Annotated in this window: 13 protein-coding genes and 1 tRNA gene; 10 read left to right on the top strand and 4 right to left on the bottom strand. The window is 69.2% G+C overall.

The genetic code is table 11. From position 1 onward, the window contains the following. The 6 genes from GUY59_RS18225 to GUY59_RS18200 form a co-directional block, all read left to right on the top strand. The coding region (locus GUY59_RS18225) for a sensor histidine kinase (RefSeq protein ID WP_161714593.1) at nucleotides 1-935 on the top strand (935 nt) is incomplete at its 5' end. A 34-nt stretch (nucleotides 936-969) separates the two neighbouring features. After that, on the top strand, nucleotides 970-1,593 hold the full coding sequence (locus tag GUY59_RS18220) for a response regulator (protein ID WP_252374914.1): 624 nt from the start codon (nucleotides 970-972) through the stop codon (nucleotides 1,591-1,593). A 302-nt stretch (nucleotides 1,594-1,895) separates the two neighbouring features. Beyond that, nucleotides 1,896-2,189, top strand: coding sequence for a hypothetical protein (locus GUY59_RS18215; RefSeq protein WP_138201571.1), 294 nt, complete (start codon nucleotides 1,896-1,898; stop codon nucleotides 2,187-2,189). 3 nt (nucleotides 2,190-2,192) lie between these two features. Next, nucleotides 2,193-2,927, top strand: a complete 735-nt coding sequence (locus tag GUY59_RS18210) for a prolipoprotein diacylglyceryl transferase (RefSeq protein WP_132341613.1) — start codon at nucleotides 2,193-2,195, stop codon at nucleotides 2,925-2,927. After that, nucleotides 2,924-4,468 carry a radical SAM protein gene (locus tag GUY59_RS18205; RefSeq protein WP_138201572.1) on the top strand — a complete coding sequence of 515 codons (1,545 nt, stop codon included), beginning with the start codon at nucleotides 2,924-2,926 and terminating at the stop codon, nucleotides 4,466-4,468. The genes GUY59_RS18210 and GUY59_RS18205 overlap by 4 nt, the downstream gene beginning before the upstream one ends. Continuing rightward, nucleotides 4,465-4,701 carry a hypothetical protein gene (locus GUY59_RS18200; RefSeq protein WP_132341617.1) on the top strand — a complete coding sequence of 79 codons (237 nt, stop codon included), beginning with the start codon at nucleotides 4,465-4,467 and terminating at the stop codon, nucleotides 4,699-4,701. Before GUY59_RS18205 ends, GUY59_RS18200 begins: the two co-directional genes overlap by 4 nt. 19 nt (nucleotides 4,702-4,720) lie before the next feature. On the opposite strand, the gene GUY59_RS18195 is transcribed toward GUY59_RS18200, so the two are convergent. Beyond that, the gene (locus GUY59_RS18195; protein WP_138201573.1) at nucleotides 4,721-5,179 is read right to left on the bottom strand and encodes a MaoC family dehydratase; all 459 of its coding nucleotides are present in this window, start codon (nucleotides 5,177-5,179) and stop codon (nucleotides 4,721-4,723) included. 310 nt (nucleotides 5,180-5,489) lie between these two features. Between GUY59_RS18195 and GUY59_RS18190 the strand changes: the two genes are divergently transcribed. Further along, the gene (locus GUY59_RS18190; RefSeq protein ID WP_132341622.1) at nucleotides 5,490-6,671 is read left to right on the top strand and encodes an ATP-binding protein; all 1,182 of its coding nucleotides are present in this window, start codon (nucleotides 5,490-5,492) and stop codon (nucleotides 6,669-6,671) included. 103 nt (nucleotides 6,672-6,774) lie between these two features. Here the strand turns inward: GUY59_RS18190 and GUY59_RS18185 are convergent, their stop codons facing one another. Then, on the bottom strand, nucleotides 6,775-7,566 hold the full coding sequence (locus GUY59_RS18185) for a MauE/DoxX family redox-associated membrane protein (RefSeq protein WP_252374975.1): 792 nt from the start codon (nucleotides 7,564-7,566) through the stop codon (nucleotides 6,775-6,777). A gap of 5 nt (nucleotides 7,567-7,571) precedes the next feature. Beyond that, nucleotides 7,572-8,510, bottom strand: coding sequence for a hypothetical protein (locus GUY59_RS18180; protein WP_138201575.1), 939 nt, complete (start codon nucleotides 8,508-8,510; stop codon nucleotides 7,572-7,574). Between the two features lie 216 nt (nucleotides 8,511-8,726). On the opposite strand from GUY59_RS18180, the gene GUY59_RS18175 reads away from it, so the two are divergent. Then, entirely contained in the window at nucleotides 8,727-9,221 is a 495-nt protein-coding gene (locus GUY59_RS18175; protein WP_138201576.1) for a SigE family RNA polymerase sigma factor, read from the top strand. On the opposite strand, the gene GUY59_RS18170 is transcribed toward GUY59_RS18175, so the two are convergent. After that, nucleotides 9,213-9,701 carry a MarR family winged helix-turn-helix transcriptional regulator gene (locus tag GUY59_RS18170; protein ID WP_252374976.1) on the bottom strand — a complete coding sequence of 163 codons (489 nt, stop codon included), beginning with the start codon at nucleotides 9,699-9,701 and terminating at the stop codon, nucleotides 9,213-9,215. The two genes, GUY59_RS18175 and GUY59_RS18170, sit on opposite strands and share 9 nt — an antisense overlap. Nucleotides 9,702-9,803: 102 nt before the next feature. Here GUY59_RS18170 and GUY59_RS18165 point away from each other — a divergent pair, with 102 nt between their 5' ends. Both GUY59_RS18165 and GUY59_RS18160 read left to right on the top strand, forming a co-directional pair. Beyond that, nucleotides 9,804-10,364, top strand: coding sequence for a YceI family protein (locus GUY59_RS18165; protein ID WP_138201577.1), 561 nt, complete (start codon nucleotides 9,804-9,806; stop codon nucleotides 10,362-10,364). Between the two features lie 175 nt (nucleotides 10,365-10,539). After that, nucleotides 10,540-10,628 (top strand) — tRNA-Ser (locus GUY59_RS18160). Nucleotides 10,629-10,714: the final 86 nt, after the last annotated feature.

Below are 10,714 nucleotides of genomic sequence, written 5' to 3'. Positions count from 1 at the left end.
CGGTGGGGCCGTCGCTGGGCACGGTTCTGATCTTCACCGACAACCTTTACGCCGCCGCGCTCTATGGGCCGGCCAGGCTGGCCCGGTGGCTGCTGGGGGTCTGCGCTGTGCTGGCGGTCGCCGTGGGGGCGGTGACGGGGTTCGTGGAGGGTGACTGGCTGCTGCCGGCCGTCATGGGCATCCAGGCCGGGCTCGTGCTGGTCACTCCGGTCACCACGGCGATGGTGGTGCGGGAGCAGCGGGACCGGGCGGCGGCCGAACGGGAGCGGGCCGAGCAGGTGGCGCATCTCGCCGAGCTCGACCGGCAGGCGGCGGTGGCGGCCGAGCGCACCCGGATGGCCCGCGAGCTGCACGACATGATCGCCAACCACTTCAGCGCCATCGCCATCCAGTCCACGGCCGCGCTCTCGCGCAAGGACCTCGACCGGGCGACGGTGCGGAAGATCATGGAGTCCGTACGCGAGAACAGCCTGAAAGGCATGGCCGAGATGCGGTCCATGATCGGGCTGCTGCGGCATGAGGGCGACGATGCGGACGAGGTGACCCGGCCACGGCTGGCCGATGCGGAAAGCCTGGTCGACAGGGCCGAGCGGGCGGGCATGGAGGTGGAGTTCCGGGTGGAGGGCGAGCCGCGCGAGGTGCCCGCGGCGGTCGATCTGGCGGGCTACCGCATCCTGCAGGAGGCGCTGACCAACGCGCTCAAGCACGGCGACTCCCCGGTGGAGGTCGTCGTGTCCTACCACCCTGAGCAGGTGACGTTGACGGTGGCCAACCCCCTCCAGGGGAGCGACGCGCGGCTGCCGGGCGCCGGGGCGGGGCTGATCGGGATGCGGGAGCGGGTGTCCCTGGTCGAGGGCTCCTTCGAGGCGGGTCCTCGCGGGGACGGATGGCGGGTCGCCGCGGTGCTGCCCGTGGTTCTCGGTGACAAGTCGTGAGAAGCGGTGACGTGGTGGAGGTGGACGGGTGACCATCAGGGTGCTGGTGGCCGACGATCACGCGGCGGTCAGGGCCGGGATCGTGCTGATTCTCGACGGTGCGGACGACATCGAGGTGGTCGGTGAGGCGGCCGACGGCGAGCAGGCCGTGGCGATGGCCAGGCAGGCGCGGCCGGATGTGGTGTTGATGGACGTGCGCATGCCCCGGCTCGACGGCATCTCCGCCGCCAGAGAACTGTCGGGGGTGTGTGATGTGCTGATCCTGACGACGTTCGATGTGGACGAATATGTGTTCGGGGCGCTGCGGGCCGGGGCCGCCGGCTTCTTGCTGAAGAACGCTGACGCCGATGCGCTGGTCGATGCGGTGCGAGTGGTGGCGCGGGGCGACGGGCTCATCTCGCCCGGGGTCACGCGCAGGTTGATCACCGCGTTCGCGGAGCAGGCGCCGCGCAGGGAGCCGCGTCCCGGGCCGGAGAGCCTGACGCCACGGGAGCGAGAGGTGCTGGCCTGCATCGGGAGGGGCATGTCCAACGCCGAGATCGCCCGCGAGCTCGACATGGCGGAGGCCACGACGAAGACGCACGTCAGCCGCTTGCTGAACAAACTGGGCCTGAAGAGCCGTGTGCAGGCGGCGATCTATTACTCGGAAGGGGGGTGAAGGGTGGGGGTGGCCAGGGGCTTGTTGGCCAAAGTCAACCGTTTGCTCCTAGTCTGATCCCGACTAGGGGGTGAGCGTCAGTGAGCACGCCGGGTGACGAGGGGCCGGAGCAGGGATGGGCGCCACCACAGGGACCTTCCCCACATGAGCCGGCGCCGCAGCAGCCGCCGCCCCACAGGGCTCCGTCTCAGGGGCCGTCGCCGTACGGCCCACCCCGCGAGGGCCCGTACCCAGGCCAGCCGCCCTACCAGCACCCGCCGTACGGACCGCCGCCGCCTCCCTCGCAAGGCGGCTCCGCCGGCGTGCTGGTCGCGTTCGCGTTCGTCGGCCTGGTGGGCTACAGCGTCATCAACGTGGTCGTCGGGTTCGCCGTCTTCCTCGCCGCCGTCGAGTCCGAGGCCAACTCCACCCCCATAGTGATCGCCGGCGCGGTCGTCCTGGCGCTCGTCGGCCTGGGGGCGGGCATCGGATTGTGCCTGGTGCGCGGCAAGGTCTGGGCGAGAGGCACCGGTCTCGGGCTGATGATCGGGTGGGCGCTCTGGTCGATCTTGACGGCGGGCATGTGCACCGGGCTCAACCCCAGCGTGTACGGCTGAAGCATGCCCCTCCACGAGATCTTCGTCGGCCTGGGCGTCCTGGTGGCATCCGTGGTCTTCGTGCGGGAGGCGAGGAGGCGTGGCGCGCTCAACGAGCAGTCGTTGATCGCGGTCGCCGGGGCGCTGGTGGGCGGGGCCGTCGGGATGCGCCTGGCGGGCTGGCTGGAGACGCTCGACGCGGAGGACCTCTGGCTGTACGGCTCCCGCAGCATCCTCGGCGGCCTGACGGGCGCGTACGTGGGCGTCCTGGTGGCCAAGAGGCTCATCGGCTACAGGGAGCGCACCGGTGACCTGTTCGCCCCGGCGGTGGCGCTGGGGATGGCGGTGGGCCGGATCGGCTGCCATCTGACGGAGGCGCCGGGCAGACCTACCGACCTGCCGTGGGGCGTGCACGCTCCGCCGGCCACCCCTGAGTGCCCGGGTTGTCTTACCGGCCAGGCGATGCACCCGTCGTTCGTCTACGAGATCGTCTTCCAGCTCGCCGTGTTCGCCGCGCTGCTCTGGGCCCGCAAACGGCTCACCCAGCCGGGGGAGTTGTTCACCCTCTATGTCGCCGCGTACGCCGTCTTCCGTTTCCTCGTCGAGTTCACCCGGGCCAACGAGACGGTCTGGCTGGATCTGACCAGGCCGCAGTGGTTCCTGATCCCGGGCATGCTGCTGCTCGCCCTCAGGCTGGGGTACGGCTGGCGGCGCGGCTACTACGTCTCCCTCTTCTTCAACCGGAAGGTCATGTCTTGAGCACAGGGATGGGGCTGCGGGGCGACCGCATTCTCCGGTACGTCAACGCGTTCTGCCCGAGCTGTCATGGCCGTGACCTCGATCGGGTGGAGCGGCTGAGCGGCTACCTGGCCGAGCGTGACGGCAAGGTCTGGTTGGAACGCGGATGTCGCGAACACGGATATATCCGGACTTTGTATGACGAAGACCCGAAAATCCTGGCGTACCTCGAAGAATGGACTGCCCCCACCAAGCAGCACATGCCGGACGTGGCGGGGAACTTCCGCCAGATCCCCGAGGCGTACCTCCACGGCCTCCCCGAGATGCAGACCCAGCACACCTGCATCCTCCTCCAGGACATCGCGGAAGCCTGCAACCTGCGCTGCCCCACCTGTTTCGCTGACAGCTCGCCCGACCTGACGGGCGTCGTCCCCGTGCCCGACATCCTCGCGAACGTCGACCAGCGCCTCCACCGCGAGAACGGCAAACTCGACGTCCTCATGCTGAGCGGCGGCGAGCCGACCCTCCACCCCGAACTCGCCACCCTCCTCGCCGAGCTCCAGGACCGCCCGGTCACCCGCATCCTGATCAACACGAACGGCGTGCTCATCGCCAGGGACGACGCCCTGCTCGACCTGCTGACCGAGCACAGGGAGCGCGTCGAGGTCTACCTCCAGTACGACGGTTCGGCCGAGGCCTCGAAACACCACAGGGGCGGCGACCTGACCCGCATCAAGGCGCAGGCCGTGCAGCGCCTGTCCGAACGCGAGATCTTCACCACCCTGGTGATGACCGCCGCGCTCGGCGTCAACGACGGCGAGATCGGCGACGTCGTACGCCTCGCCCTCGACACCCCGTACGTCGGGGGTGTGTCGCTCCAGCCCCAGTTCGGCTCCGGCAGGTCGGGCGCCATCGACCCGGAGGACCGCCTCACCCACACCGGCGTGCTCAGCCGCCTGGGCCCGCAGACCGGCGGCCTGGTCACCTGGCGCGACCTGACGGCGCTGCCCTGCTCCCACCCGCACTGCTGCTCGGTCGGCTACCTCATCCGCGACGACGCCCATGAGTGGCGTTCGCTGACGGCGTTGATCGGGCACGACCGGCTCAAGGCGAACCTGGGCCTGGTCTCCAACCGCATCGCCGACACCGAGATCCCGCGCGAGTTGCGGCTGGCCGTACAGGAGTCCCTGCTCGGGCTGCTGTCGGAGCAGTCGTCGCTCTCGCACCCGCAGATCGGCGACCTGTGGCGCAACATCTGCGAGAACTGCGACCTCGGCGTCTCCACTCTCCTCGCGCTGGCGTCGTCGGCCCTGCCCGGCCGGCGCAGGAAGTTGCGCAGGATGATGGGGGAGCGGATCGTACGCATCACCGTCAAACCGTTCATGGACATCTCGACCATGATCGAGGAACGGCTCACGCAGTGCTGCGTGCACGTGGGAACGCGGGCCGAGCAGGACCAGTGCGCGCCGTTCTGCGCCGTGCAGGCCTGGCCGCAGTTGTCGCGGCAGCGGTTGTCCGCGGTGGCCGCGCGGCCCCGGGCCCCGTTCGAGGTGGTGTCGTGAACAAGGAGCCGTACGATCCGCTGCGGTTGTGCGTGTACGCGACGGTGGCGCTGCTGGCCTGGCTGCTCGGGCCGTGGGCGGTGCTCGGGTTCGCGGTGTTGGGGTTCGCCGGCTATTGGAGGGCGCGGCGAGCCGGGCTGACCCGGAGCAAGTGCCTGCTCAGGGACACCCGGCTCGTGCTGGCCTACCTCGCCCTCATCGGCCTGGCGGCGCTCGCCGCGATCATTCTCTGACTCCCGGCCGCCGCGAGGACTATTCGACGGGCACGTACAGGATGAGGGTCTCGGCGACGCAGGCGGGGCGCCGCTCGCCCTCGATCTCGATGGTCATCTTCAGGTTGGACAGATAGCCCGCGGGCGTGCCCTTGACGTCGGAGAGCTCGCCGGCGGCCCTGACGCGCGCGCCGACGGGGACGGGCCGGGGGAAGCGGACCTTGTTGAGGCCGTAGTTGACGCCCATGGCGATGCCTTCGACCTTGACCAGCTCGAACATGAACGACGGCAGCAGCGACAGGGTCAGGTAGCCGTGGGCGATCGTGCCGCCGAACGGGCCCTCCTTGGCGCGCTCGACGTCCACGTGGATCCACTGGTGGTCATGGGTGGCGTCGGCGAAGAGGTTGACCTGGTCCTGGGTCACCGTCTGCCACTCGGTGGGGCCGAACTTCTCGCCGACGGCCGCCTTGAGCTCCTGAACATTCGCGAAGGTCCGCATGGTCCCGAACGCTATTGCGCGGGCGGCACGGCTGCCAAGTGCACCACCTGCGTCGTGGCGCGGTCGTGCCCGGCGTACATGTCCGTCGCCGCAGCGGGTTCCGAGGTGTTGCGAAGATCTTTACTCGAAACCATCGCATAGATGTTCGAGTCCGCGCTACAGTCTTGGGTACCGCAATCGAACAAGGGTTCGGCCTGGTGAGGGGGTGTGTCCGATGACGGTGCTCGCGCCGGCCCCTGTCCGGACACGCCGTAGCACTTTCTTCCCAAATCTAAGACGGCCGCTATATCCGGCAATAGAGTCCGAGAGCGTGGATCCTGTGCGCAACCCCTATGCTCCCGGCGCCGGGCAGCGTCCGCCGGAGCTCGCCGGGCGCGATCGAGAGCTGCAGCAGTTCGAGGTCGTGCTGGAGCGAGTGGCCCGTGGGCGGCCCGAGCGCAGCATGGTCGTCACCGGCCTGCGGGGGGTCGGCAAGACCGTCCTGCTCAACACGTTCAAGTCCATGGCCATGCAGCGGTTGTGGGGCACGGGCAAGATCGAGGCCCGGCCCGACCAGTCGATCAGGCGGCCGGTCGCGGCCGCCCTGCACATGGCGATCCGCGAGCTGGCCCCGCGGCACCGCGCGCCCGAGCGCATCGAGGAGTTCCTCGGGGTGCTGAAGGCGTTCGCCATGCGCGACCCGGCCGCGGCCAAGGGCACCTCCCACTGGTCGCCCGGCATCGAGGTGCCCGCCAGCCGCGGACGCGCCGACTCCGGCGACCTGGAGATCGACCTCACCGAGCTGTTCGTCGACGCCGCCGGCGTGGCCACCGACCTCGCGGTGGGCATCGCCCTGTTCATCGACGAGATGCAGGACGTGCAGCCCGCCGACGTCTCCGCGCTCTGCGCCGCCTGCCACGAGCTGTCGCAGACGGGCGGGCCGCTGATCGTGGTCGGTGCCGGGCTGCCGCACCTGCCGAGCGTGTTGTCGGCCAGCAAGAGCTATTCCGAGCGGCTCTTCCGCTACGCGCGCATCGACAAGCTCGACCGCGACGCCGCCGACATGGCGCTGATCCTGCCGGCGCGTGAGGAAGAGGTGGAGTTCACCCAGGAGGCGCTCGACGCGCTCTACGAAGCCGCCGACGGCTATCCCTATTTCGTCCAGGCCTACGGCAAGGTCGCGTGGGATCTCGCGCCGCGCAGCCCGATCACGATCGACGACGTCAAGGTCTCCGCGCCGGAGGCCGAGGAGGAGCTCGCCGTCGGGTTCTTCGGTAGCCGCTACGAGCGGGCCACCCCGGCCGAGCGCGACTACATGCACGCCATGGCGCAGATCGGCGACGAGCCGGTCGCGACCGCCGAGGTGGCCGACGCCCTCGGGCGCAAGCCGTCCAGCCTCTCTCCCGCCCGCGACAGCCTCATCAAGAAAGGGCTCATCTACAGCGCCGAGCGCGGCCTGATCGCGTTCACGGTGCCGCACTTCGGTAGGTTCCTGCGCGCTCAACCGGTCTGAGCGACGCCCCTAGACCTCTATTGGGCTGTCTAGTGGGGAAGCTAGACAGCCCAATAGAGTTATATCGGCCTGCCTGTCGAGCGACGTCTAACGCTCTCTAGCGTCAGGCCGATACCGGCGTATATTTCGTCAGAGACTCGCTGCCCTCCGAGCCGACCACGGCCGTCCGCACCGCCGGGCGCCGGCCGCTCAGCTGGACGGCGAAGACGACGTCGTCGTTGTCGTGGTTCTGGAAGGCGAAGAAGCGCCAGCACAGCTCGCGCCAGCTGTCGTACGGCTCCGGCGACGTCAGCCCGGCCCGGTGGTCGCGCCAGGCGCCACTCGACCTGAGCCGGGCGAGCGACGCCGACTCCGACGGGCCGCGCTGCTGCTCGCACGGGGTACGGAAACGGGCGCGGGCGATCAGCTCGTCGATCTCCGGCGACAACACGAGCACCAGGGCCGCCCCCGCGACCGTGAGCCACGACGGGTTCAGCACGGCCACCCACCCCGGCGCCGGCGCCAGCACCGACATCCCGGCCATCCCGGTCAACGCCGCGGTCCGGCCGATCGAACGCCAGCCGACCGGCGCCGAGCTCACCTCGCCGAAGCAACCGCACCCCGCGTCCGGCCGCCGCCTGCGCAGCTCCAGCAGCACGTACGTCGACATCGCGAAGAAGGCGACAGTGGCCCACCTGAAGATCGTATGGCTGGTCGCCAGGAGACCCGCGGCCAGCACCAGCTCGACGGCCGCGCACACCAGCAGCGCGGGGGCCCGCAGGCGCCCCGGCACCAGGACCGCCGGCCCGAGCCTGGCCAGCTCGCCCGGCTCACTCTTCAGGCGGACCGTGACCACCTTGGCCATGGTCCCCAGAACGAGCAGCACGACCAGCAGCGGGAGCTGCGATTCCCACACGTGCCTCACCCCAATCCGATCTGAGCATTGAAGCACCCGTTGACCAGGTCGCCGCCCAGTTCCACGTAGGAGAACGGCGACAACTCCACGATCCGCCCGCGCGGCGAGGTGTCGCACTCGACGCACCGGTCGCAGAACCGCCCGGCCACACATCCGCACGCCACCACCGGAACGTCGGCGGAGCGGGTGGAGCACACGTTCGTGACCCGGAGCAGCGACCCGACCGACAGGTACGGCAGGCCGGCACACGACACCCCCGCCTGCGCGCAGCCCGTGTCGGTGCGCTCCAGCATCGGGTAGGCAGCGCCCCGCTCCTCCTGGTCGAACGTGTCGGACCAGGTGGCGGTGCCCGCGATGCCGGCCGGCATGCCCGCGTGCACGTGCGGCGGGGCGGGCACGGCCCGTGCGAGGTAGGGGGGCTGGGAGGTGGCGGGCAGCAGCGCCAGGCTCCCGCCGTCCTGCCTGACGCCGATGGCGTCGAACAGGTAACCGGGCTCGAACTTGGGATGCCGTACCTGCAGGCGTCCTGAGGCACGGTAGGGGATCGTGATCGTGCGGTGGCCGCGGTGCGGCCCGCAGTCGAGCTCGACCGTCAGGTCCCTGCGTCCCTGGACGGACAGGATCGTTCCCGTGATGCGCGTGGCGTCGGCCCAGATCCGCTCGACCACGCGCCCTTCGCGCAGGGCGCGCATCAGGACCATGGAACCCACGGGAAGGTCGGTCGGCGCCGCGTCCTTTCCGTGCCACGCGGTGGCCCACGGCGCGATCACGAGCCGTTCCTCGGCGCCGTCGGGGGTCTCGATGATGATCAGGTGCGGACTGACGTCCAGGATCTCGCCGGCGACGGCGCGTAAAGGGTCCGCGTCGTCCGGAGCGGGATCCGGCGCGCGGCCCAGTACGGCGGCGGCGAGCACCCGGCGGCGCTCAACGCTCGGATACCCCATCGCCCCTCCCTCGTCGGGTACTAGATTCACACGACTTGGGGGTGGCATACACCGTACCGGGGCAGACAAGAGCAAAATACGCAACCCCGGGGAAGTGACTAGACACCCGGCGGCGTACAAACCGCCACCGACCTTGACGGACCTTTGTCGTGGGCGGGCCGAAACCTGAATTCCGGTTCAGGCCCAATGGGGCATCGGGCTGCGATTCTGGCCACGATGCAGACCACCAGCTGGGAAGACGAGTTCCGCGAGTACGTGCTGGCCCGCGGGCCGGCCCTGCTGCGTGCCGCCAACCAGCTCACCGGGCATCCGCTGGACGCCGAGGACCTGCTGCAGAACGCGCTCACCAAGACGTACCTCGCCTGGGACAGGATCGAGGACAGAGGGGCGCTCGACGGTTACGTACGACGGGCCATGGTGAACATCAACATCTCGCAGTGGCGGCGCCGCAAACTGGAGGAGTATCCCTCGGCCGACCTGCCCGAGACCCCCACGCACGAGGCGGTCGGCGGCGGCGAGGTTCACGAGCAGCTCGAACAGGCGCTGGAGGAACTGCCCGAGCGGATGCGGGCGGCGATCGTGCTGCGCTACTACGAGGACATGACCGAGCCGGAGATCGCCAGGACGCTGGGCATCAGCGTCGGCACGGTCAAGAGCACGGTGTCGCGGGCGATGGCCAAACTGCGCAGCGCGCTGCTGCCGTCACGATGAGACCCGCGCCTCGGCCTCCTGTGCGCCTGCGGTGGCGCACGGGCGTACGACGTCTCTGATCTTGCGCAGGCTGCCGAGGAACGCCTCCAGCTCGGACGTGCTCAGGAGCCCGGTGAGGCAGTCGTCGATGTCCTGGAGGTGCTGCGGCACCACGACCTCCAGCCGCTCGCGCCCGGCGTCGGTCAGCACCGCGTAGGAGGCCCTGCGGTCGGTGGGGCACGCCTCGCGGCGCACCAGCTCTTCGCGTTCGAGCCGGTCGACGACCCGGGTCACGCCGCTGGTGGACAGCCCGGTCTGGGCGGCGAGGTCGCTCATCCGCAGCCGCTGCCGGGGCGAACGAGCCAGCCGGATGAGGGTCTCGAAGTCGATCTCGGACAACCCCGCGGCGGTCATCACGGGCTGGAACCGGGCCATCAGTCCGGCGTGCACCTCGCTCAGCAGTCCGATGGCCGTCAACCGGGAGTCGTCGAAATTCAGCACACTCACAGCCTACCCGACGGTAGTTGACGGTTGGAATATTCCTCGTGTAGATATTTGTTGTCGCAGGCAACTGCACCGAACCCCTTCCAAGGAGACCCTTCGATGACCACTCGCACCTGGGAGTCCCTGACCATCCCCGCCGCCGGCACCTACACCCTTGACGCCGCCCACACCAACGTCGGGTTCGTGGTCAAGCACATGATGGTCAGCAAGGTCCGCGGCACGTTCGACTCCTTCAGCGGCTCGGTCACGATCGCCGACAACCCGCTGGAGTCGTCCGCAGAGCTCACCATCAAGACCGAGAGCATCTCCACGGGCGTCGCCGACCGCGACGGCCACCTTCGCGGCGACGACTTCCTCTCCGTCGAGAAGTACCCGGAAATCACCTTCAGGACCACCCGCGTGGTCGGGCACAAGGACGACGAGTTCACCGTCGCCGGCGACCTGACCATCCGCGACGTCACCAAGGAGGTCGAACTCAAGGTCGAGTACGGCGGAGTCGGCACGAACCCGTGGGGCCAGGCCGTCTGGGGCTTCTCGATCACCACGGAGATCGACCGCGAGGACTTCGGCCTGACCTGGAACCAGACCCTGGAGACGGGTGGGGTGCTCGTGGGCAAGAGGGTCAAGATCGAGATCGAGGGCGAAGCCAACCCTGCCTGACCCGAGCCTGCGTTACGGTTGTCCACAGCCCCAAAGCCCGTCCACGCTGTGGACGGGCTTCATCCACAGACAGTTACCCACAGCCTGTTGATAACTCTTGGCGAAGCCGGGCGAGGAATCGCTTTGCCGCCTCGCCGGAAGGCCGGTACGCTGTGCTGAGCCGCGATGGCTTCCAGGAGGATTCGCCTAGTCAGGTCTATGGCGCCGCACTGCTAATGCGGTTTGGTGGCAACACCATCCGGGGTTCAAATCCCCGATCCTCCGCAGGTGAAAGGCCCTCGCCCGTTCGTCGGGTCGAGGGCCTTTGTCGTTCCTGAGACGTCAAGGTTGCAGTTCGGGTTGCAGTTGCC

This window comes from Nonomuraea sp. K271 (assembly GCF_009908215.1).
In the GTDB taxonomy this organism is placed as follows: domain Bacteria; phylum Actinomycetota; class Actinomycetes; order Streptosporangiales; family Streptosporangiaceae; genus Nonomuraea; species Nonomuraea longispora.
Note: the sequence above shows the minus strand (reverse complement) of the source record. Positions and strands in the feature narration are given on the sequence as shown.